The sequence below is a fragment of the Pseudomonas maioricensis genome (genome assembly GCF_022790535.1).
GTDB lineage: Bacteria > Pseudomonadota > Gammaproteobacteria > Pseudomonadales > Pseudomonadaceae > Aquipseudomonas > Aquipseudomonas maioricensis.
Window position 1 is genome coordinate 130915 of record NZ_LOHG01000002.1, and the last position, 21330, is coordinate 152244.

At 57.1% G+C, this 21330-nt stretch carries 18 protein-coding genes; 10 read left to right on the forward strand and 8 right to left on the reverse strand.

Going from position 1 to position 21330, the window contains the following annotated elements; translation table 11 throughout:
* Positions 1-12: 12 nt before the first annotated feature.
* The 3 genes from AUC61_RS03255 to AUC61_RS03265 form a co-directional block, all read right to left on the reverse strand.
* A complete protein-coding gene (locus AUC61_RS03255) occupies positions 13-354 on the reverse strand; it encodes a multidrug transporter (RefSeq protein ID WP_243244436.1) in 342 nt (113 codons plus the stop codon).
* A gap of 304 nt (positions 355-658) precedes the next feature.
* Positions 659-1471 (reverse strand): bifunctional DNA-formamidopyrimidine glycosylase/DNA-(apurinic or apyrimidinic site) lyase, encoded by an 813-nt coding sequence (gene mutM / locus AUC61_RS03260; RefSeq protein WP_243244437.1) that lies wholly within the window; start codon positions 1469-1471, stop codon positions 659-661.
* A 43-nt stretch (positions 1472-1514) separates the two neighbouring features.
* On the reverse strand, positions 1515-2327 hold the full coding sequence (locus tag AUC61_RS03265) for an HDOD domain-containing protein (protein WP_243244779.1): 813 nt from the start codon (positions 2325-2327) through the stop codon (positions 1515-1517).
* 376 nt (positions 2328-2703) lie between these two features.
* Here AUC61_RS03265 and AUC61_RS03270 point away from each other — a divergent pair, with 376 nt between their 5' ends.
* A complete protein-coding gene (locus AUC61_RS03270) occupies positions 2704-3900 on the forward strand; it encodes a class I SAM-dependent rRNA methyltransferase (RefSeq protein ID WP_243244438.1) in 1197 nt (398 codons plus the stop codon).
* Positions 3901-4449: 549 nt separating this feature from the next.
* Positions 4450-5109 (forward strand): TIGR04211 family SH3 domain-containing protein, encoded by a 660-nt coding sequence (locus AUC61_RS03275; RefSeq protein ID WP_243244780.1) that lies wholly within the window; start codon positions 4450-4452, stop codon positions 5107-5109.
* A 222-nt stretch (positions 5110-5331) separates the two neighbouring features.
* Here AUC61_RS03275 and AUC61_RS03280 read toward each other — a convergent pair whose 3' ends face one another.
* The gene (locus AUC61_RS03280) at positions 5332-5790 is read right to left on the reverse strand and encodes an REP-associated tyrosine transposase (RefSeq protein ID WP_243244439.1); all 459 of its coding nucleotides are present in this window, start codon (positions 5788-5790) and stop codon (positions 5332-5334) included.
* Between the two features lie 314 nt (positions 5791-6104).
* Here AUC61_RS03280 and ilvD point away from each other — a divergent pair, with 314 nt between their 5' ends.
* The gene (ilvD, locus tag AUC61_RS03285) at positions 6105-7952 is read left to right on the forward strand and encodes a dihydroxy-acid dehydratase (RefSeq protein ID WP_243244440.1); all 1848 of its coding nucleotides are present in this window, start codon (positions 6105-6107) and stop codon (positions 7950-7952) included.
* A gap of 196 nt (positions 7953-8148) precedes the next feature.
* On the opposite strand, the gene AUC61_RS03290 is transcribed toward ilvD, so the two are convergent.
* Together AUC61_RS03290 and AUC61_RS03295 are read right to left on the reverse strand one after the other, a co-directional pair.
* Positions 8149-9207, reverse strand: coding sequence for an HAD family hydrolase (locus AUC61_RS03290; RefSeq protein ID WP_243244441.1), 1059 nt, complete (start codon positions 9205-9207; stop codon positions 8149-8151).
* Between the two features lie 230 nt (positions 9208-9437).
* The gene (locus AUC61_RS03295) at positions 9438-9950 is read right to left on the reverse strand and encodes a dihydrofolate reductase (protein WP_243244442.1); all 513 of its coding nucleotides are present in this window, start codon (positions 9948-9950) and stop codon (positions 9438-9440) included.
* 107 nt (positions 9951-10057) lie between these two features.
* On the opposite strand from AUC61_RS03295, the gene AUC61_RS03300 reads away from it, so the two are divergent.
* The 3 genes from AUC61_RS03300 (at position 10058) to AUC61_RS03310 (ending at position 13537) form a co-directional block, all read left to right on the forward strand.
* Positions 10058-11437: a DUF2868 domain-containing protein gene (locus AUC61_RS03300; protein WP_243244443.1), complete on the forward strand. Its 1380-nt coding sequence runs from the start codon at positions 10058-10060 to the stop codon at positions 11435-11437.
* Entirely contained in the window at positions 11430-12818 is a 1389-nt protein-coding gene (locus AUC61_RS03305) for a GTPase/DUF3482 domain-containing protein (RefSeq protein WP_243244444.1), read from the forward strand. Before AUC61_RS03300 ends, AUC61_RS03305 begins: the two co-directional genes overlap by 8 nt.
* 263 nt (positions 12819-13081) lie before the next feature.
* Positions 13082-13537 (forward strand): YkgJ family cysteine cluster protein, encoded by a 456-nt coding sequence (locus tag AUC61_RS03310; protein ID WP_243244445.1) that lies wholly within the window; start codon positions 13082-13084, stop codon positions 13535-13537.
* Positions 13538-13789: 252 nt separating this feature from the next.
* Here AUC61_RS03310 and typA read toward each other — a convergent pair whose 3' ends face one another.
* Together typA and thiI are read right to left on the reverse strand one after the other, a co-directional pair.
* On the reverse strand, positions 13790-15610 hold the full coding sequence (gene typA, locus AUC61_RS03315) for a translational GTPase TypA (RefSeq protein WP_095100978.1): 1821 nt from the start codon (positions 15608-15610) through the stop codon (positions 13790-13792).
* Positions 15611-15754: 144 nt separating this feature from the next.
* Complete coding sequence (thiI, locus tag AUC61_RS03320) at positions 15755-17209, reverse strand: tRNA uracil 4-sulfurtransferase ThiI (RefSeq protein WP_243244446.1); 1455 nt, start codon at positions 17207-17209, stop codon at positions 15755-15757.
* A gap of 334 nt (positions 17210-17543) precedes the next feature.
* Here thiI and glnA point away from each other — a divergent pair, with 334 nt between their 5' ends.
* The 4 genes from glnA to AUC61_RS03340 all read left to right on the forward strand — a co-directional run bounded on the left by glnA (position 17544) and on the right by AUC61_RS03340 (position 21073).
* Positions 17544-18950, forward strand: coding sequence for a glutamate--ammonia ligase (gene glnA, locus AUC61_RS03325; RefSeq protein ID WP_122663928.1), 1407 nt, complete (start codon positions 17544-17546; stop codon positions 18948-18950).
* Between the two features lie 323 nt (positions 18951-19273).
* Entirely contained in the window at positions 19274-19840 is a 567-nt protein-coding gene (locus AUC61_RS03330) for a chorismate mutase (protein ID WP_243244447.1), read from the forward strand.
* Between the two features lie 77 nt (positions 19841-19917).
* Complete coding sequence (locus AUC61_RS03335; RefSeq protein WP_243244448.1) at positions 19918-20442, forward strand: DUF4124 domain-containing protein; 525 nt, start codon at positions 19918-19920, stop codon at positions 20440-20442.
* Positions 20426-21073: a DUF4124 domain-containing protein gene (locus AUC61_RS03340; protein WP_243244449.1), complete on the forward strand. Its 648-nt coding sequence runs from the start codon at positions 20426-20428 to the stop codon at positions 21071-21073. Before AUC61_RS03335 ends, AUC61_RS03340 begins: the two co-directional genes overlap by 17 nt.
* Positions 21074-21330 lie beyond the last annotated feature (257 nt).

Below are 21330 nucleotides of genomic sequence, written 5' to 3' on the forward strand. Positions count from 1 at the left end.
AGTACGCAGAGGTTATTCCTGCTTGTTGTAGCCATCGCCGGTGCAACCCAGGCAGCGCACAAAAGCGGCTTTACCGGGGTCGACCACCAACGCCTTGCCCGTACGACCAATACCACCGCCCATTGCGGTAAACGGCAGTGCAATAACAAACAGGCCTGCACCCACAATAGTGGCGGCGATCAGCAACGGCCGCGCAACCAGCAAGTCGCCAATCATGGCGTAGGCCGGGGGATTCTGGATGCTGTAAACCGGATCACCACTGCCTTGATTCACAGTTTCATTAGCCATTGCTGGCATCACCTGCAAACCAAAAATCAAAGCCAGGCTGGCGGCGATCAGTCGAAACGGCTTCATGGCATGGTCCTTCACGTACAGCGGGTTGGGGTTGGTTAACTATAAACAGGGATGTCGGTTAAGCAAGTAGGGCAAACACAACAGCATGTTGAAGCTACCCATCTTTGTGGGAGCCGGGCTTGCCCGCGATACGAGCGACGCGATCCAGCTGATACCTGCACGCTGAACCGGCTTTAGCCCGGGAGAACATCGGGGCATTCGCTAAATATCCTTCGGAAGAAATACCGCCCGGGCAGTCCTAAAAGGCGGGATCAGCGCCTGCAGGCAAACATCGAATCGCCCACCTGCCGAGCATTTACCCGCATCACTTCTGACACTTGGGGCAATACACGCTCGCCCGCTGCCCCAGTTTGATTTCCCGCAAGGTGGTACCGCAGACCTTGCACGGCAGCTCACCCCGGCCATAGGCGAACAGTTCTTGCTGGAAGTAACCGGGCTGACCATCGCCACCTATGAAATCACGCAGGGTCGTACCGCCACGCTCGATGGCGGCGGCGAGAATGCGCTTGATCTCAACCGCCAGCTTCACGTACCGGGCACGCGAGACGGTTCCGGCTTCACGACGCGGATCAATCCCGGCCGCAAACAACGCTTCAGTGGCGTAGATATTACCGACGCCAACTACGACCGCGTTGTCCATGATGAACGGTTTCACCGCGATGGACTTACCCCGCGAGCGCTCGAACAGGCGCAAGCCATCGAACAAGTCAGTCAGTGGCTCCGGCCCAAGACGAACCAGCAGCTCATGGTTAAGCGGATCCAGACTCCACAGCATCGCGCCAAACCGGCGAGGATCGGTATAACGCAGTGCCAGGCCGGACTCTAGCTCGATATCCACGTGTTCATGCTTGAGCGCGGGCAAACCAGCCTCGACCAGCCGCAAATTGCCTGACATGCCCAAGTGGCTGATCAAGGTTCCGACCTCAGCCTGGATCAGCAAGTACTTGGCGCGTCGCTCAACGACAACGATCTTCTGGCCAGAGAGGCGCACATCGAGGTCTTCGGGAATCGGCCAGCGCAGACGTCGATCACGCACGATGACGCGGCTGACCCGCTGGCCTTCGAGGTGAGGCGCGATGCCCCGGCGGGTGGTTTCAACTTCTGGTAATTCAGGCATGGGTAACTCGGTGATGCGCGAAGCGATACAACAGCACGCGTAATCAGCGCGCTGAGAGTTCGCGAATGCTTTCTTTGAGGTTTTCGAAGTCGTAGTCCGACAGACCAACATAGTCGAGGATCAGGTGCCCGATGGCATCCCATTCGTGATCTTCATCCTCGTTGCCGAGCACTTTGTGGGACGCACAAATATGCTCGGCCATTTTCAGCACCGCCAGGAGATTTTTCAGCTGTGCATTGCGATTGGAGTCATCCTGAAAAATCGCCAGCGCGTTATGGTGATTAGCAATGGCGTTGGTCACATGTTCAGGCAAGCGCCAGGATTTGGCAGTGAAGTAACCGACAACGGCGTGATTGGTATCAAAAGCCTCGTTCTCGGTGTCGACAACGCGATTTTCCGGGCTGGCGTTGGTGTACGCCCGCTCCAACACGTCCATATAGTCAGGGAAGCGCTTGAGCATCAGCGGGATGCCGCAGTCATGAAACAGACCCAGCGCGTAGGACTCGTCGACTGTCTGCGAGCCGATACGCTTGGCCAGCGTCAAACTCGTCATCGCCACATCCTGAGTCGAATCCCAGAATCGGTTCAGGGTGACGATGGTTTCATCGCTCATTTCACCTTTGATCGACTGCGCATTGATCAGATTGATGACCGAGCGAATACCCAGCAGATTGACTGCCTTCTGAATCGAAGCAATTTTGTTGGCAAGGCCATAATGCGCCGAGTTGACGATTTTCAGCAGCGCACCGGAAAGGCCCGGGTCCTGTGAAATCAACTTCGCAATCACGTCCAGATCCGGGTCAGGCATGTACTGCTCCATCTGCAAATCCACCATGATTTGCGGCTGCGGCGGCACGCTGATGCCTTGCAAGGCCTTCTGGATCTGCTCGGACGTAAGCTCTTCGGACATAGGTAAACACTCAAGGACAGACTTGGATTCTACTCCTTCATACCTGTCGCTTTACAGTCACCGACGCATACGGCAGGCGCTTTCAGAGCGTCAATTAATCCACCGCTCAGGCAGCAGACCTCGCAAACCTTTAAAAGATATCGATATATGCAGCGATTTTCTTCGGTGAAGATTCTGTAGAAATTCATTTCAAAGGCAATAATCGCGCACCCTGTGCAACTGAGCCCTGGATCACGCAACCGCTAGCCGGTTAATTCACGCCAGCGCGCCCTTGAGCGGGGATGACGCGCTATAATCCCGCTCTTTTTTCCGGAGCGACGTCATGTCCCTGCCTAGCCTGCGCCTTAAAGCCAACGCCGACCGTCGCCTGCGCGCCGGTCACCTGTGGGTCTACAGCAACGAAATCGACGTAGCCGCGACCCCGCTGCACGGCTTTGCCGCAGGCGATCAAGCCGTACTGGAAGCTGCAGGCGGCAAGCCACTGGGTATCGTCGCGATGAGCCCGAACAACCTGATCTGCGCACGCTTGCTATCACGTGACGTCAAGCTGCCGCTGGACAAGTCGTTGCTGGTGCATCGCCTGAACGTGGCGCTGTCTCTGCGTGATCGCCTGTTTGATAAGCCGTTCTATCGCCTTGTCTATGGTGACTCTGACTTGCTGCCTGGCTTGGTTGTTGATCGGTTCGGCGACATCCTGGTGGTCCAGCTGGCTTCTGCCACTATGGAAAATCACAAGGAAGACGTGGTGGCAGCACTTGTTCAAGTGCTCAAGCCAAGCGGCATCCTGTTCAAGAATGATTCGGCTGCCCGTGATGCAGAAGGCCTGAATCGCTACGTCGAAACCGTCTTCGGGCTGGTACCGGAGTGGGTAGCGCTGGAAGAGAACGGCGTGAAGTTCGAAGCACCGGTCATGGAAGGTCAGAAAACCGGCTGGTTCTACGACCACCGCATGAACCGCGCGCGTATTGCTCCTTACGTCAAAGGCAAACGTGTTCTGGATCTCTATAGCTACATCGGCGGCTGGGGCATTCAGGCAGCGGCATTCGGCGCCACTGACGTAACCTGCGTCGATGCATCTGCATTTGCACTGGATGGCGTGGAGCGTAACGCCGCCCTGAACGGTTTTGCAGAAAAGCTCACGTGCATCGAAGGTGATGTATTCGCAGCCCTTAAAGAGCTGAAAGCGGGCGAAGAGCGCTTCGACGTCATAGTTGCCGACCCACCGGCCTTCATCAAACGCAAGAAAGACCTGAAAAACGGTGAAGCCGGGTATCGTCGTCTGAACGAGCAAGCCATGCGCCTGCTGAGCAAGGATGGCATTCTGATCAGCGCTTCATGCTCGATGCACTTGCCGGAAGATGACCTGCAAAACATTCTACTGACCAGCGCCCGCCATCTGGATCGCAACATTCAGCTGCTCGAGCGCGGCGGCCAGGGCCCGGATCACCCGGTTCACCCGGCAATCGCAGAAACACGTTACATCAAGAGCATCACGTGCCGGTTGTTGCCGAATAGTTAAGCAAGGCGAGTGTTCCTCTAGGCGACGGCTCTATGCCCCGGTACAGCGTTGTCGCGAAGCAAACATTGTACTTGTAGGAGCGCACGAGCACCGCGAGGCCGCGATAGAGGTGAATCATACAGACCGCCATCGCTGCCTCGCGGTGCTCGTAAGCTCCTACCAAAAAGCATTCCAGTCCGGTGATTGCTTGTTTGTTTGATAAAAGCCGCCGCAGGCTGTGAAATCGCCCTGTGAGACCAGCCCAGCTTTTCCAGCCTGCGGCAGCCCCTACACATCAAAACCCGGCAGCACCTTCCTACCGCAAGTCAGAATTCCGTCACTGTCACACCCCGGCAATGAACCCGAACGGTTTTTGACGGTCAGTGTGTGGGGATAAAAAAGGATGGCGTTGCTGGCGTTGAGCCCCAAAAGGCTCATGTATTCCCCTTCTCGCCCATGCCGATCATCCATCGCAGTTGCAGCGCGTTTGCCCTGCAGGTCACTGCCCCATCTTTACCGGCCCGACCATCGGCGCCTTTATCTTTCCTTTTATCGAAGATAACCATGTCTATGTCTCGTCATCTTTCAGCATTCATTTCTCGTCTTCCTCGTGTTTTCAACTACCGCACTCTAGGCGCTGGATTGCTGATTGCTGCTTGCAGTACAGCCCATGCGGCCGACACCAAAGCCAGTGATCGCTGGGTCAGTGACAGCCTCAATACCTATGTGCGCAGCGGCCCCACCGACGGTTACCGGATTGTCGGCACCCTCAAGTCAGGCCAGAAGGTTGAGCTGATCAGCACTCAAGGCGAGTACAGCCAGGTGCGCGAGGGCGGCAATTCGGTATGGATTCCGACCGCCGACCTGCAAAGCGAACCCGGCCAGGCCGAGCGGCTGCCGGAACTGGTTCAACAAGTCGCAGACCTGAGCGGCCAGCTCAAGACCATCGATGACGGCTGGAAGGTGCGCGTGCAAGGCATGCAGGAAACCCTGGATACCCGTAAAAAGCTGATCGATGAGCTGGAAGCCCGCAGTAAAGACCTCAACGAGCAGCTCAGCGCATCCCAGTCAGAGCTGCGCACTACCCAGGCCAAACTAGGCGACGAAAACAACCTCGTGCTCATGCGCTACATGGTCTACGGCGGCAGCATCGCTGGCGCAGGCCTGTTAGTTGGCCTGATCATCCCGGCCATGACCCGCGGCCGTAAGAAGAATGATGGTTGGGTTTGAATTTGCGTAACGACAACTGACGTCATCGCGAGCAAGCTCACTCCTACGGGGGAGCGCATTATCAAACCTGATTTTGCGTTGCGGCGCAGGACGTCATCGCGAGCAAGCTCACTCCTACAGGGGAGCGCATTATCAAAGGCACATGACGTCATCGCGAGCAAGCTCACTCCTACAGGCGAGCGTATTCCAACTGTAGGAGTGAGCTTGCTCGCGATGACGTACTCAAAGCCAGACAGCATCCCAAAGCGGATAATCCCCAACGCGCTTTACCAACCTTGCTCTTAACGGGTTCGCGATGATGTAGCGGGCGGCCGTCAGCAAATCCTCGTCGTAGCGCAGGGCGCGGTCATGAAATCCTCGCTGCCAAAGCTGTTCGCTACATCCCCTCATACGATTGACCGCAATCGCACTACGGGATTTTGTGCCCTGCATCAACGCTTGCAAAGTTCCAGACTGAAGCTCGACAAGCCAATGAAAATGATCCGGCATCACTACCAACGCAAGTGAATGGATCAAACCCTGTTCCTGAGCATTTCGAAACTCTTTTACAACACAGCGTCCAAGCCTCCAATCCGCGAAAACAGGCTGGCGGCCCTGAGCTACAGAGGTGAGTAAATAGATGCGACCAGGCTCCGAGTACCTTCCGGTGCGAGCTTGTTTACTACGGTGTAAATCCGGCAATCCATTGCCCCCCGCCAAAAAACAAAAGGCTAGTCGAGGGTTTCAACATCATTGCAGCTCAACTGCTGCCAGATCTTTCAAGGAGACATTCATCCATAAATCCCACCCTTAACATCCCTTATCCCCCTCACAGGTGTAGAATCGGCGCTATTCATCGCCAGTCATCCCCGGCGGGTTTATGAGCTCAGGCCGAGCGCACGGTGATCCCGTGGTGTGTCGGTTTCCTTTGCAGCAGGCGGTTACTGCCGTTTGTCCGTGAAGACATCAGAAGCTCACTCCCTCTTATTTACCTGATTAGCCGCCAGGAGTGCTCCATGCCTGATTACCGCTCGAAAACGTCCACCCACGGTCGCAACATGGCCGGCGCTCGTGCCTTGTGGCGCGCTACCGGGATGAAGGACGCGGACTTCAAAAAACCGATTATTGCCGTTGCCAACTCGTTCACCCAGTTCGTACCGGGCCACGTGCACCTCAAGGACATGGGCCAACTGGTTGCACGTGAAATCGAACGGGCCGGTGGCGTTGCCAAAGAGTTCAACACCATTGCCGTAGATGACGGCATCGCCATGGGCCACGACGGCATGCTGTATTCGCTGCCGAGCCGCGAGATCATCGCCGACTCCGTGGAATACATGGTCAACGCCCACTGTGCCGACGCCATTGTCTGCATCTCCAACTGCGACAAGATCACCCCAGGCATGTTGATGGCTGCTTTGCGCCTGAACATCCCGGTGATCTTCGTTTCCGGCGGCCCGATGGAAGCCGGTAAGACCAAGCTTGCCTCCCACGGCCTGGATCTGGTCGACGCCATGGTCATCGCGGCCGACTCGACCGCCAGCGACGAAAAAGTTGCCGAATACGAGCGCAGCGCTTGCCCGACCTGCGGTTCATGCTCCGGCATGTTCACCGCCAACTCGATGAACTGCCTGACCGAAGCACTGGGCCTGGCACTGCCGGGCAACGGTTCGACACTGGCCACTCACAGCGACCGCGAGCAGCTGTTCCTGCAAGCCGGCCGCACCATCGTCGACCTGTGCCGTCAGTACTACATCGAAAACAACGAGGCCGTGTTGCCGCGCAACATCGCCAACTTCAAGGCTTTCGAGAACGCCATGATGCTGGACATCGCCATGGGTGGCTCGACCAACACCATCCTGCACTTGCTGGCAGCCGCTCAGGAGGCCGAGATTCCCTTCGACCTGCGCGACATCGATCGTCTGTCACGCACCGTTCCACAGCTGTGCAAAGTGGCGCCGAACATCCAGAAGTACCACATGGAAGATGTGCACCGTGCTGGCGGCATCTTCAGCATCCTCGGCTCGTTGGCTCGCGGCGGCCTGCTGCACACCGACCTGCCGACTGTACACAGCCCGTCGATGGAAGAAGCCATCGCCAAATGGGACATCACCCAGACGGACGACGAAGCAGTACACACTTTCTTCCGTGCTGGCCCGGCAGGCATCCCGACCCAGACGGCATTCAGCCAGTCGACTCGTTGGGAAACCGTGGATGACGACCGCGAAAACGGCTGCATCCGCAGTTTCGAGCACGCCTATTCGAAGGAAGGCGGTCTCGCCGTGCTGTACGGCAATATCGCGCTGGACGGCTGCGTCGTGAAAACCGCAGGCGTTGACGAATCGATCCACGTATTCGAAGGCAACGCGAAGATCTTCGAAAGCCAGGACAGCGCCGTGCGCGGCATCCTTGCTGACGAAGTTCAGGCAGGCGACATCGTGATCATCCGCTACGAAGGCCCGAAAGGCGGCCCGGGCATGCAGGAAATGCTGTACCCGACGTCGTACCTGAAATCCAAAGGCCTGGGCAAAGCGTGCGCTTTGCTCACCGACGGTCGTTTCTCGGGTGGTACTTCAGGCCTGTCCATCGGTCACGCTTCCCCGGAAGCAGCCGCTGGCGGCGCGATTGGCCTGGTACGCGACGGCGACAAAGTCCTGATCGACATCCCGAATCGCTCGATCAATCTGTTGATCGACGACGCAGAGATGGCCGCGCGCCGCGCGGAGCAGGATCAGAAAGGCTGGAAGCCGGTGGAAGTGCGTCCACGTAAAGTGACCACCGCCCTGAAAGCCTACGCCCTGCTCGCCACCAGCGCCGACAAAGGCGCAGTGCGCGACAAGGCGTTGCTGGACAAGCTGGTACCGTAAGCTTTTTCAGTGACCACAAAAAACCCGGCAGCGATGCCGGTTTTTTGTTGTTAGGCTGCCAGGATCAACGCCCCCCCCCTGTGGGAGCGAGGCTTGCCCGCGATAAGGACGCCGCAGGTATCAGGCACATCGCGTCCAGCCTTATCGCGGGCAAGCCTCGCTCCCACAGATCCAGCGTATAACCTGGAAGTAGTTCCTACTGAATCTCATCCGGCTTGACGATCACCCAGTTCTTGTCCGCCGTCACCGGCAAACCTTCTTTGGCCTGGGCCTCGGCGTTGCTTTTGATCATGCCGTTCAATTGGGTCATGTACTTGTCTTTGCGGTTGATCCACAAATGCACGCCGCCTTTGCTGACATCCACCCCGTGGAACAGCATGTAGCCATCGCTGGTTGGCGTATCACCCGCTACCAACACCGGTTTCTTCCACTGGTCGATGTAGGTCAGGATCGCCGCCTGCTTACCTGCCATCCAGGTCGCTGGTGTCCAGAGATAAGGCGTCAGTTCCAGACCGAGGTTGGCCTTCTCGTCATACTTGCCCGCCGTGATCTGCTTGCGCGCAGTAGTCAGCTCGCCGGTCTTCTTGTCTTTGAGCAGCATGGTCACGCCGATCACGTTTTGCGGTTTGACGTTGTAGCCGTACTTGGGATCAGAGGCGACCATGCGCACCAGCTCTTCAGACGCGGCGGTCATCACGTAGACCTCAATGCCGTTTTCCATCAGCTTGTTGAACAGTTCTTTCTGGCCGGTAAAGATGCGCGGTGGCTCAACGTCGAGCTTCTTGACCACATCGCCATCGTAATAAGTCGCCGGGATCGGCTTGCCCGAAGCCATCAGCTCATCGACATAACCTTTGAGCTCTTTAAGGGTAAAGCCGGAGAACACCTGTGCAACCCACGGATAGCAAACCATGTCGTCCACTTCACACAGGCGGTAGTAATAGCTGAACAGACTTTCCTTGTGATCAGCGGTGTCTTTGAAAGGCATCAGCTTGAGGGACGGATCAAGTTTTTCACGGGTGATCAGCCCTTTGCTTTCCATGTACGGCAGCAGCGACTCTTCGAGGTCGAAGCGATAGCTGGTGTTGTCCATGTCGAAAACCGCGTAATTACCCTTGTTGGCATTGGCGGCAATCATTGCATCGAGCGCTTTTGCGGCGGGCTCAGGCCAGTGCTTCAACTCGGTGGCAGCAAACGCCTGCCCGGCCAGACCAAGGCAGAGAGCGGCGGCAAGCAATCGTGGAGCGAACTTCATCGTGGTATCCCCCTGAAAGTTAAGAGGATCGACCGTAACAAATTATGATGACTGATTGGGGATGCCAGCGACTGTGTACGTTCCGAGGGCGTCACACTGGAAGCGATTCGCGACGCAGATTTCCGATTACGACACTTTTGTGATGGATTTTGTACCGCTATCGCGAGCAAGCTCACTCCTACGGAAGAACGCGCTCCAACTGTAGGAGTGAGCTTGCTCGCGATAGCAATTTAACGGCGCTCCCAGACCTCAAAACTATACGCAGGCTTGTCATCCACCGCGGGGTTTAACACCTCGGACACCAACGCCCACTCGGCAAGATCAATCTCGGGAAACCACGCATCGCCTTCGGGACTCAACGCCACACGGGTCAGATACAAACGGTCAGCCTGGGCCAACCCTTGGGCGTAAAGCTGCGCACCGCCAATCAGCATCACCTCCGCAACGCCCTGCTCCTGCGCCCACTCTTCAGCGCGGGCAACAGCGGACTCCAGCGACGTAAACACCTCTGCGCCCTCCAGCTGCAGATCCGCCTGACGCGTAACAACCAGATTCAAACGCCCCGGAAGCGGCCGACCGAGCGAATCCCAGGTCTTGCGACCCATGATGATCGGCTTGCCTAGGGTCGTGGCTTTGAAATATTTGAAATCCCCCGGCAAGTGCCAGGGCATGGAATTGTCGACGCCAATCACTCGGTTCTCACCAAGGGCGGCAATCAGGCTGAGCGGAAGTTGATTTTTCATGGCGGCGAGAATAACAGACGCTGACACTGAATTCGTAGCGGCCAATCTGCTCGAATGCAGGGCGCAGAGGTTATGCTCTTTTTCTGACTCAATCGACGAGACGCTGTGTGACTGCTCTGACTCCCCTCGATACCCTCTGGCTGACTGAGGCCGTACGCCTGCGCGAAGAACAGGCCGGCCCGCTGGAAGACCTTGAAGCCAACCGTCGCGCCCGGGCCAACGGTGGCGATCTGACTAACCGCGTGCAAAGCCGCGCCCTGTGGTTGGCCGAACGCGATGGCATGCGCGCCGCGCTGCCACACTGGAAACAAGGCGCGCGCCTGGCGATGATCGCATTGGCTGTTTTCTCGGTGCTCAGCGGTGCCGGGCTGGCATTCGCGGCGCTGGGCGACGGCCAGACGCCGGTCAATGTGTTCTGGGCGCTCGGCAGCCTGCTCGGACTGAATCTGATTATGTTGTTCAGCTGGGCAATGAGCTTTAGTGTCGCCGGGCAAAACACCGCCAGCCTTGGACGTCTCTGGCTATGGCTCAGCGAAAAGCTCGCTCGCGATGCCCAGGCCGCACAGCTTGCCCCCGCGCTGATTGTGCTGTTGCAGCGCAAACGCCTGAATCGATGGGTGCTGGGTGCGGCGATACATGGTTTATGGCTGCTGGCACTGGTCAGCGCGCTGGTGCTGCTATTGATGCTGATGGCGACGCGACGTTATGGCTTTGTGTGGGAAACCACTATTTTAGGCAGCGACACCTTCGTCAGCCTGACTCAGACGCTCGGCATACTCCCCGCCTTGCTGGGTTTCACAGTGCCCGACGAATCCATGATTCGCGCCAGCGGCGACAGCGCACTGGTCCTGGAGTCCGGTCGTCAAGCCTGGGCCGCCTGGCTGGTGGGTGTACTTCTGGTTTACGGCATCGCGCCGCGCCTGCTTCTGACATTACTCTGTCTGTGGCGCTGGCGCAGTGGTCGGTCGACATTGACCCTGGACCTTACCCTGCCCGGCTACAGCCAACTACGCGAACGGCTGATGCCCAGCAGCGAACGGCTGGGGGTCAGCGACGCTGCGCCAGAACAACTGCATCAAATACTGCCCAACAGCGCAGCACAACACAGCGACGGCGCATTGTTGGTCGCTATCGAACTGGACGATGAACAGCCATGGCCACCGTTATTACCGGAAGGTGTCGTCGATGCAGGCATCCTCGACAGCCGTGAGTCCCGACAAAAACTGCTCGATCAACTGACCCGCTTTCCACCCGCTCGATTACTTATTGCCTGCGACCCACGTCGCTCACCGGATAGAGGCAGCCTTGCGCTGATTGCCGAACTGGCTCGCTGTGCGGGCGCAACACGGGTCTGGTTGCTATCGGCCCCTGCAGGGCAACATCTGAATGCTGAGCGAGTAAGTGACTGGCATGCAGCGCTGCAGCAACTGGATCTCGCGTGGAGCGACAGTGCGCCACTGAACTGGCTGGAGACTGGTCATGACTGACAAGGACAAGATCCGCCCGCTGAAACTGGCGGTGGTTGGCCACACCAATGTCGGCAAGACCTCGCTGCTAAGAACGCTCACTCGCGACGTAGGCTTCGGGGAAGTCTCCCATCGGCCGAGCACCACCCGCCATGTGGAAGGCGCGCGGTTGTCGGTAGATGGTCAAGCGCTACTCGAGCTATACGACACGCCTGGCCTGGAAGATGCCATCGCGCTACTGGACTTTCTCGAACGCCAGGATCGACCGGGCGAGCGGCTGGACGGCCCCGCACGGCTGGCACGCTTTCTGGAAGGCAGTGAAGCGAGACAGCGCTTTGAGCAGGAAGCCAAGGTTATGCGCCAATTGCTGGCTTCGGACGCAGGTCTGTACGTGATCGACGCCCGCGAGCCGGTGCTGGCCAAATATCGCGACGAACTGTCGATTCTAGCCAACTGCGGCAAGCCGCTTTTGCCAGTCCTGAATTTTGTCAGCAGCGCAGAGCACCGCGAACCTGCATGGCGTGAGGCACTCGCACGGCTGGGTCTGCATGCGCTGGTGCGCTTTGACAGCGTCGCGCCACCAGAAGATGGCGAGCGGCGCCTTTATGAAAGCCTTGCCCTGCTGCTGGAAAACTCGCGCGGCCAACTAGAGCGGCTGATTCTCGATCAGGAAGCTCAGCGCAAAGCGCGTCAGCAGAGCGCCAGTCGCTTGATTGCCCAGCTATTGATCGATTGTGCAGCCTGCCGACGCAGCGTTTCTACCGAGCAAGGGCAAGAGCAACAGGCAATTGATGATTTGCGTAAAGCGGTGCGTCAGCGTGAACAGCGCTGCGTGGAAGAGTTGCTCAAGCTTTACGCGTTTCGCGCTCAAGACGCCTCAGCCAGTGACCTGCCTTTGCTGGACGGGCGTTGGGGCGATGACTTGTTCAACCCAGAAACCCTCAAGCAGTTGGGTGTGCGGGTTGGCAGCGGTATTGCCGCAGGCGCAGCGGCGGGTGCCGGGGTCGACTTGCTGGTGGGCGGACTCACTATGGGCGCGGCAGCATTGGCCGGAGCGATTGCTGGTGGCGCATTACAGACTGCCCGCAGTTACGGCGGGCGGTTACTAGGCAAGATTAAAGGCCAACGCGAACTGACGGTGGACGACGCCGTGCTGCGCTTGCTCGCGCTACGTCAGCGCCATTTGCTGCTGGCCTTGGACGCACGGGGCCATGCTGCCATGGACAGCATCCAGCTAACCACGCCGCAGGACAAAACCTGGCGCGAAGGCAAGCTACCCGAAGCCCTGCATAAAGCTCGCGCTCATCCGCAATGGTCGTCGCTGAATCCGGGGGCGAAGCTTAATCAGGCTGAGCGGCAGGAGCAGATAGAGGCGCTGGCGAAAGTGTTGGCGCAAACCTGATTGGACGGATGCTTGGGGATCACGCCGCTGCCTTTGTGGGAGCTGGGCTTGGTCTGGGCGGCATTCCGACGATACAGGCGCCGCGGTGCATCAGATAAAAAAGGTTGCCTTCATCGTCGGAATGCCGCCCAGACCAAGCCCAGCTCCCACACAGGCAAAGGCGTTTGCAAATGTCCGGCAGTCGCCTTGGTAATTTTTGATTACTCGATTTCTCCGGACACCGGTATCATCGCGCGCCCGATACACCCGGAACCGTATTGCTCATGAAACCGACCTTGATCGCCGCCGCAGAAATCGACCGTATCGATACCTGGGCTAAATACTCCAGCCATATGTGCGGAGGCTGCATCTCCAGCTGCTGCACGCTGCCTGTTGAAGTGAAGATCAAGGACTTGATCCGCATCGGCATCGTCGATGATTTCGAGCGCGGTGAACCGGCGAAGAACATCGCCAAGCGCTTGCAGAAGGAAGGGATTGTCGAGCGCTACAACCAGAAGTCCGAAATCTTCACTTTGCAGCGCATGAGCAATAACGACTGCCTGTATCTGGACCGCAAGAGCCGCTTGTGCACCATTTACGATAAACGCCCAGACACCTGCCGCAACCATCCCAAGATTGGCCCACGTCCCGGTTACTGCGCTTACAAGCCCAAGGCCGTAGTGCGTCAGGACACCGGCACGCTGAAGAACAACACCAGCACGCCGTTTCCAAAGTTCTGACACCGGACTTTCGCGCGGCTAAATGGTCTCCCGTGGGAGCTGGGCTTGGTCTGGGCGGCATTCCGACGATAAGGTCGACGCAATTCCCGGATAGACCGAGGTGGCCTTATCGTCGGAATGCCGCCCAGACCAAGCCCAGCTCCCACAGATACCGTAGCGCCTGCAAAGTCAGCGATCAGCGAGCACCACACAAACAAAAACGCCCCCGACCTTGCGGTCGGGGGCGTTTTTTCAAGCCTGATTAAAAACTAATCAGTTCTTGGCTTTCTTGGCAGCGCGGGTACGCTCGCTTTCGTCCAGGATCTTCTTACGAAGACGGATGGACTTAGGAGTCACTTCGCACAGCTCGTCGTCCTGAATGAATTCCAGAGCCTGTTCAAGGGTGAACTTGACCGGTGGAACCAGAGCGATGGTCTCGTCTTTACCCGAAGCACGCATGTTGTCGAGCTTCTTGCCTTTGGTTGGGTTGATACCCAGGTCGTTGTCGCGGCTGTTCAAGCCAACGATCTGACCGCAGTAGATCTCTTGACCGTGTTCAACGAACAGCTTGCCACGAGCCTGCAGGGTTTCCAGCGAGTAGGTCAGAGCCTTACCGGTTTCAACCGATACCAGAACGCCGTTCTGACGGCCCGACACGTCGCCCGACTTCATGGTGTCGTAACGGTCGAAGATCGAGGTCAGGATGCCTGCACCGGAGGTGAGGGTCAGGAACTCGTTACGGAAACCGATCAGACCACGAGCAGGGATGTTGTACTCAAGGCGCACACGGCCCTTGCCATCCGGAACCATGTTGGTCAGATCGCCTTTGCGCAGACCCATTTGCTCCATGATGGAACCTTGGGACTCTTCTGGCAGGTCGATGGTGACGTTTTCAAACGGTTCTTGCTTCACGCCGTCAACAACACGGATGATCACTTCCGGACGACCAACACCCATTTCGAAGCCTTCGCGACGCATGGTTTCGATCAGAACCGACAAGTGCAGCTCACCACGGCCCGAGACCTTGAACTTGTCAGCGGTGTCGCCTTCTTCAACGCGCAGAGCAACGTTGTACAGCAGCTCTTTGTCCAGACGTTCCTTGATGTTACGGGACGTCACGAACTTGCCTTCTTTACCGCAGAACGGCGAGTCGTTGACCTGGAAGGTCATCGAAACGGTAGGTTCGTCAACGGTCAACGGCACCATTGCTTCCACGTTCAGCGGGTCGCACAGGGTGTCGGAGATGAACAGCGAATCCATACCGCTGATGCAGACGATGTCGCCAGCTGCTGCTTCTTCAACGTCGATACGGTGCAGACCGTGGTGACCCATCAGCTTCAGGATACGACCGTTACGGCGTTTGCCGTCGGCGCTGATCGCTACAACCGGGGTGTTCGGCTTGACGCGACCACGAGCGATACGGCCAACGCCGATAACACCCAGGAAGCTGTTGTAGTCCAGAGCGGAGATCTGCATCTGGAAAGGACCGTCACGGTCAACAGACGGCGCTGGTACGTTGTCGACGATCGACTGGTACAGCGGGGTCATGTCTTCAGCCATTTCAGCGTGGTCCAGACCGGCAATACCGTTCAGGGCCGAGGCGTAGACGACTTTGAAGTCCAGCTGTTCTTCAGTAGCACCCAGGTTGTCGAACAGGTCGAAGATCTGGTCCAGAACCCAGTCCGGACGCGCGCCTGGACGGTCAACCTTGTTGATAACCACGATTGGACGCAGGCCGGCTTCGAAAGCCTTCTTGGTCACGAAACGGGTTTGCGGCATAGGGCCGTCTTGAGCGTCAACCAGCAGCAGCACGGAGTCAACCATCGACATTACGCGCTCAACTTCACCACCGAAGTCGGCGTGGCCCGGGGTGTCCACGATGTTGATGTGGTAGCCGTTCCAGTTGATGGCGGTGTTTTTCGCCAGAATGGTAATACCGCGCTCTTTCTCCTGGTCGTTGGAGTCCATCACGCGCTCGTCGTTGAGCTCGTTACGCTCCAGAGTGCCGGATTGGCGCAAGAGTTTGTCTACCAGGGTGGTTTTACCATGGTCAACGTGAGCAATGATGGCGATGTTGCGTAGATTTTCGATCACTTGTGTATCTCGATCAGAGGATTCGGTTAGCTGAATACTGCTAGACAGCTATTTATAACGTCAGAGTCGGCCAAAGCCGTTACGGCTAGACGACTGGCGTCGGGGGGCCGGTGACGCAAGCCACAGGCAAACAGCCCCGGGCACTTAGCTCGGTCTATAAACGCGCACATTGGCATACCCCTCACTGAGCAAATGGTGAGCATGCAGGCGACTCATGACGCCTTTGTCGCAATACAACAGGTACTGGCGCGTGTTATCCAGTTCCTTGAAGCGGCTGTTCAATGCATAGAACGGCAACGCCTGTACTTCAATGCCAGGCAACACCAACGGCTGATCTTCCTGGGCATCCGGGTGACGGATGTCGACGATGACCTGCCCTGCCAGTGCCTGACTGACTTCTTCTATCTCGATGCTCCGGCTCAGATCGTCAATCACGCGATCAATCGAAACCAGTTTGGCGTTCACAAGCGCTCGCTCGAGAACTGCCATGTCGAACTGTTGCTCTTCGTACTCAACGCGGTTGCGCTTGGCGTTGGTCTTGGGGTTGATCGAAATCACCCCGCAATACTCAGGCATGTGTCTGGCGAAATCGGCAGTACCAATCTCAACCGCCTGATCGACGATGTCCTGCTTGTGGCTGGTGATCAACGGACGCAAGACCAGCTTGTCAGTCGCGGCATCAATCAACGACAGGTTCGGCAACGTCTGGCTGGCAACCTGTGAAATCGCTTCGCCGGTAACCAGCACATCGATATCAAGACGGTCAGCGATAGAGGATGCAGCGCGTAACATCATACGCTTCAAAACTACACCCATATGACTGTTATCGACTTTCTGCAGGATTTCTCCGAGAACTTCCTCGAAAGGCACGCTGACAAACAGCACGCGCTGGGAGCTGCCGTACTTCTTCCAGATGAAATGCGCGACTTCCATCACGCCCAGTTCATGGGCACGCCCGCCCAGATTGAAGAAGCAGAAATGCGCCATCAGCCCGCGACGCATGACCTGATAGGCCGCCACAGTCGAATCGAAACCGCCGGACATCAACACCAGGGTCTGTTCGAGGGCGCCTAACGGGTATCCGCCGACACTCTTGTGCTGGCTGTGAATCACAAACAACCGTTTGTCGCGAATTTCCATTCGCACCACGATTTCCGGCTTTTTCAGCTCGATACCGGCCGCGCCGCACTGTTTGCGCAACTGGCTGCCGACGTATTTCTCGACATCCATGGAGCTGAATGCATGTTTGCCCGCCCGCTTGCAGCGCACTGAAAACATCTTGCCCGGTAGCAAGTCGGCGTAGTGCGACTTGCACTTGGCGACGATGTCGTCCATGTCGCCCAGCGGGTATTCGGCCACCTGAAGGAAATTGGCGATGCCCGGCATGCAACTCAGGCGATCGGTCATGTCCTGCAGGACCTTGGCGTCGGTCAGTTTGGTCTGAACCTCGAGATTGTCCCACGCCCCATCCACCACCAGCGCCGGGTCCAGGTCGCGGAGCACGGTGCGGATGTTCTTGGCCAGCTGGCGGATGAATTGCTTACGCACCGGCGGGCTTTTGATAATGATTTCGGGGAAGACTTTTACGATTAGTTTCATGAAAACAGCGCGCGAGGTGCCAGCCGAAAAAGAGGGGGCGGGATTATAGCGGAAATTGCTCAAGGTTTAACCAGTTATCGTGCAACCAATCATCAGCGCACCAAAAAAGACCTCGGCCGCAATATCGAGCATCATTGTGGTGCGCTATTTTTTCAAATAATCGAATTTATGCCTGAAAACGCGAGCGTTTCGGGCACAAAACCCATCTCGGGGCACTGGCATGCAATTTGCTCCCTTGTGAGGCAGGTTGCCTTGGCAGAGTATCTGCGCCGGCATCACCCAAATTCTAAGGGCCCAAACCATTAAATAGGCCCGAAGCCACCCGGAGGACACCATGTCGAAGTCGGTTCAACTCATCAAAGATCATGACGTTAAGTGGATTGATCTGCGCTTCACGGACACTAAAGGTACACAGCACCACGTGACCATGCCGGCTCGCGATGCTCTGGAAGACGACTTCTTCGAAGTCGGCAAGATGTTCGACGGCTCCTCCATCTCTGGCTGGAAAGGCATCGAAGCCTCCGACATGATCCTGCTACCGGACGACGAAACTGCCGTTCTCGATCCGTTCACCGAAGACCCAACGCTGATCCTGGTTTGCGACATCATCGAACCTTCGACCATGCAAGGCTACGATCGCGACCCACGTGCAATCGCCCACCGCGCTGAGGAATACCTGAAGTCGACCGGTATCGGTGACACCGTATTCGCGGGTCCTGAGCCAGAGTTCTTCATCTTCGACGAAGTGAAGTTCAAATCCGACATTTCCGGCTCCATGTTCAAAATATACTCTGAACAAGGTTCGTGGATGTCCGACCAGGACATCGAAGGCGGCAACAAAGGCCACCGTCCTGGTATCAAAGGTGGTTACTTCCCGGTTCCGCCATTTGACCATGACCACGAAATCCGCACCGCAATGTGCAACGCTCTGGAAGAAATGGGCCAGACCGTAGAAGTTCACCACCACGAAGTGGCTACTGCAGGTCAGAACGAAATCGGCGTGAAATTCAACACGCTGGTTAAAAAGGCTGACGAAGTTCAGACCCTGAAATACGTTGTTCACAACGTTGCTGACGCTTACGGCCGCACCGCTACCTTCATGCCTAAGCCTCTGTACGGCGATAACGGTTCGGGTATGCACGTTCACATGTCCATCTCCAAAGACGGCAAGAACACCTTCGCAGGTGAAGGCTATGCCGGCCTGTCCGACACCGCTCTGTACTTCATCGGCGGCATCATCAAGCACGGTAAAGCACTGAACGGCTTCACCAACCCTGCAACCAACTCCTACAAGCGTCTGGTTCCAGGCTTCGAAGCTCCAGTAATGCTGGCGTACTCGGCTCGTAACCGTTCTGCTTCGATCCGTATTCCTTACGTCAACAGCCCTAAAGGCCGCCGTATCGAAGCACGCTTCCCGGATCCAGCTGCCAACCCGTACCTGGCTTTCGCAGCACTGCTGATGGCCGGCCTGGACGGCATCCAGAACAAGATCCACCCTGGCGATGCAGCTGACAAAAACCTGTATGACCTGCCGCCTGAAGAGGCTAAAGAGATCCCACAAGTTTGCGGCAGCCTGAAAGAAGCCCTGGAAGAGCTGGACAAAGGTCGTGCGTTCCTGACCAAAGGCGGCGTTTTCAGCGACGACTTCATCGACGCTTACATCGCTCTGAAAAGCGAAGAAGAAATCAAAGTACGCACCTTCGTACACCCACTGGAATACGAGCTGTACTACAGCTGCTAATCCAGTCGCGTCAGGCATTCTGACGCACTAAAGAGGCCTCCTTCGGGAGGCCTTTTTTATGGGCGGGATTTAATATGCGATATCTATTTGTTGCCACGCACGCCGCCAGCAGGTGCATGCTGTCGCTTCCGGACATCGTAGCGGTAGGAGCGAACTTGTTCGCGAACGGCTGCGCAGCAGTCGCAAGTCTGGCGACTCGATTCCAGCAGGTAGACCGAGTCGCGGCCCTTGCTGCCGCTTCGCGCCAGATCGCGAACAAGTTCACTCCTACAGGGAATGCATTTCAAACTCAGAAGACTGCATTTATTTATCAGGATAAAAACATGCCTCACTCGAAGCACCTGCTTTTCCTAGGCGCCACTTTGATCAGCCTGACCGCCTGCGCGGGCACACCCGTGACTTCGCCCGCACCCGCACCGCTTGCACCTTTACTGACCACGATCAGCGAACGCCTTGCCATCGCGGATCAAGTGGCACTGACCAAATGGGACAGCGGAAAACCGATACAGGACAGCCCTCGCGAAGCACAGGTCATCGCCGCAGCCGCAAAGCTCGCACCGACCTACAGCCTGGATGCACAGGAAGTCAGCCAATTCCTCGCCGCACAGATTGAAGCGAACAAGCTGGTGCAGTACGCACTGCTCGCCAAATGGCACGAAGCGGGTAAGGCGCCAGACACGCCAAGGCCGGATCTGGTCGGACAAATTCGCCCACAGCTGGATCAACTGCAAACGCGATTGCTGCGCGAATACTCAGCCTTTGCGATGTACCGTCAGGACCCACAATGTCCAAACTGGGTGATTCAACAGTCCCGACTACAAACGAAGGATCCGACTCATGACCTGGCGCTTACACGAGCAGTCGGCGAGTTATGCGTGACTGGCAAATGATCATCAACCGCTCAAGCTGATTTATGTTCTATGCTGCGCGCAACCTACCGCCACCGCAGCCAAGCCATGGAGCCTGCATGCGCCGAAGCCTCATCTGTCTGCTGCTGTTGATCGCGTTGCCCGCAGCGGCGCAGATTTACAAATACACCGACGCCAACGGTAATGCTGCGTTCAGCAATACACCGCCCGATGGCGTCAAGGCTCAGGTCGTAGAGCTGCCGCCACTCAACAGTGTCGACACTCAGAAAATGGCGACTCCCGTAACACCTGCCCAAGAATCGTCGCCTTCAGCACAGCCACAAGTGGCCTACCCGACTTTGGCGCTGACCGACTTGCCCGCCGATGAAGCACTGCGCGCCAACAATGGTACGTTCACCGTCGGGGTCGCCATCCAGCCAAGACTGCTACCAGGGCATTTGCTGCAATTACTGGTGGATGGAAATCTCTATGGCCAGCCAGGGAATGTGCCGCGCCTGCAAGTCGTCAACATTGATCGCGGCGAACACAGCTTTGCCGTAGTCGTGCTGGATAAAGGCCGCATCATCCAGCAGAGTCCTACCATCACACTGACGGTGCAGCGCGTTCATGTCGGCAAACCTTAAATCACGGACATGGGTCTGCGCGCTTTTGGGCTTACTGATCACACTGCCTGCTGCGGTGCTGGCAGACGTCTACACCTACACCGACGCGCAGGGGAATAAAGTCTTCACGGACCAGCCTCACAAGAACGCCAAGCGTGTCGAAATTCTGCCCAGCAACAGCACCAGCGGCTCGCCGCCACCGCGCATCGTGCAAAAAAGTACACCCACCAAAGCCAAGCCCCGCCCGATGTTTCGCTACGACCTGCTTCGGGTTCTTGTGCCGGAACCTGATGCAACCATACGCAGCACCGAAGGGGATCTGATTGCCACCATCACCAGCGATCCCGCGCTGCAGCCTGGTCATACCTATCAGCTTTTGCTTGATGGCAAGCCAGTCGCCCAAGCCGGGCGTAGCCCTGTTGTTCCGCTGAAGAACATCGACAGGGGCACGCATCAGATCGCTGCGCAGATTCTCGACGAAAATGGGCGAGTGCTGGAAAAGACGCCCAACCAGCCGTTCCACATGCAACGCATTTCACTGGCACAGAAGCGTCTGGCAAACCCCTGCGAAAACGCCGAGTACGGTGTGCGTCCCGAGTGCCCCCTCAAAGACAAACCCAAAGAAAAAAGCAGCATCCTGCCTTTCTTTTGATACAGCACCTCTCCCCCAAACATCAAAGCCCTATATTGGTGCAAGATATTGCAAGCACGTCGGCCGAGAACCCCATTTTGGTTCGAAAACGCTACCCTTCGATGAACCATTCAAACGCACTGTCCAAAAAAAGCCCGGTTTTGCAGTTTAAACGCTTCTTTTCGGAGCCTTGGTTTGGTTTTTGCAACTTGGCTATAACAGCACCCTATCTGCACTGGATACAAACGTATCAGTGGCGTTACCCACGCTGGAGAAGA

Coding starts and splice junctions, on each gene's coding strand:
- AUC61_RS03255 (WP_243244436.1), bottom strand. CDS start 354: ATGAAGCCGTTTCGACTGATCGCCGCCAGCCTGGCTTTGATTTTTGGT.
- mutM (WP_243244437.1), bottom strand. CDS start 1,471: ATGCCTGAATTACCAGAAGTTGAAACCACCCGCCGGGGCATCGCGCCT.
- AUC61_RS03270 (WP_243244438.1), top strand. CDS start 2,704: ATGTCCCTGCCTAGCCTGCGCCTTAAAGCCAACGCCGACCGTCGCCTG.
- AUC61_RS03275 (WP_243244780.1), top strand. CDS start 4,450: ATGTCTCGTCATCTTTCAGCATTCATTTCTCGTCTTCCTCGTGTTTTC.
- ilvD (WP_243244440.1), top strand. CDS start 6,105: ATGCCTGATTACCGCTCGAAAACGTCCACCCACGGTCGCAACATGGCC.
- AUC61_RS03290 (WP_243244441.1), bottom strand. CDS start 9,207: ATGAAGTTCGCTCCACGATTGCTTGCCGCCGCTCTCTGCCTTGGTCTG.
- AUC61_RS03295 (WP_243244442.1), bottom strand. CDS start 9,950: ATGAAAAATCAACTTCCGCTCAGCCTGATTGCCGCCCTTGGTGAGAAC.
- AUC61_RS03305 (WP_243244444.1), top strand. CDS start 11,430: ATGACTGACAAGGACAAGATCCGCCCGCTGAAACTGGCGGTGGTTGGC.
- AUC61_RS03310 (WP_243244445.1), top strand. CDS start 13,082: ATGAAACCGACCTTGATCGCCGCCGCAGAAATCGACCGTATCGATACC.
- thiI (WP_243244446.1), bottom strand. CDS start 17,209: ATGAAACTAATCGTAAAAGTCTTCCCCGAAATCATTATCAAAAGCCCG.
- glnA (WP_122663928.1), top strand. CDS start 17,544: ATGTCGAAGTCGGTTCAACTCATCAAAGATCATGACGTTAAGTGGATT.
- AUC61_RS03330 (WP_243244447.1), top strand. CDS start 19,274: ATGCCTCACTCGAAGCACCTGCTTTTCCTAGGCGCCACTTTGATCAGC.
- AUC61_RS03335 (WP_243244448.1), top strand. CDS start 19,918: ATGCGCCGAAGCCTCATCTGTCTGCTGCTGTTGATCGCGTTGCCCGCA.
- AUC61_RS03340 (WP_243244449.1), top strand. CDS start 20,426: ATGTCGGCAAACCTTAAATCACGGACATGGGTCTGCGCGCTTTTGGGC.